The following is a 618-nucleotide window of genomic DNA, read 5'->3' on the forward strand; positions in this document are numbered from 1 at the left end:
TCTGCTGATTGCCGCCGGACAGGTACATGATTTTCTGTTGCGCATCCGGGGTTTTGACTTTCATCGCCTTGATTTGCTGGTCGGCGTTGCCTTTCTCCCAGGGCTCGCGCAGCAACCAGCCGAACGAAGAATGGGCACCACGGGCGCTGATATTGATGTTCTCGGCGACGCTGGAAAGCGGAATGATCCCTTCCTTTTTGCGGTCTTCCGGACACAGCAACACACCGGCGGCGATGGCGTCGCGAGGTGAGCGCAGTTGCAGGTTTTCACCGCACAACTGCAGGCTGCCAGCGCTGCTGCGTTCCAACCCGCTGAGCAAACGAAACAGCTCCGTGCGCCCTGCCCCGACCAACCCGAACAAGCCAAGAATCTCGCCCTTGCGCACGTCGAAACTGATCGGCTCACGCAGGCCAGGCCCGAGCAACCCGTCGACCTTGAGTGCGACCTCGCCATGCTCTCGCGGGCGGTAGTCGTAGATATCCTGAATGTCACGACCGACCATGCAGGTCACCAACTGGTCGTGGCTGAGCGCACTCATATCATCAAAGGTGCGCACGTAACGCCCGTCTTTGAACACCGTCACGGCATTGCAAATCCGGAACACCTCTTCCATGCGGT

The 618-nt window shown here is 59.4% G+C and carries 1 protein-coding gene; it reads right to left on the bottom strand.

Going from position 1 to position 618, the window contains the following annotated elements:
* A partial coding sequence (locus G9Q84_RS29010; protein ID WP_181644545.1) for an ATP-binding cassette domain-containing protein occupies positions 1-618 on the bottom strand: 618 nt, incomplete at both ends.

It is taken from the genome of Pseudomonas sivasensis, assembly GCF_013778505.1.
Lineage (GTDB): Bacteria > Pseudomonadota > Gammaproteobacteria > Pseudomonadales > Pseudomonadaceae > Aquipseudomonas > Aquipseudomonas sivasensis.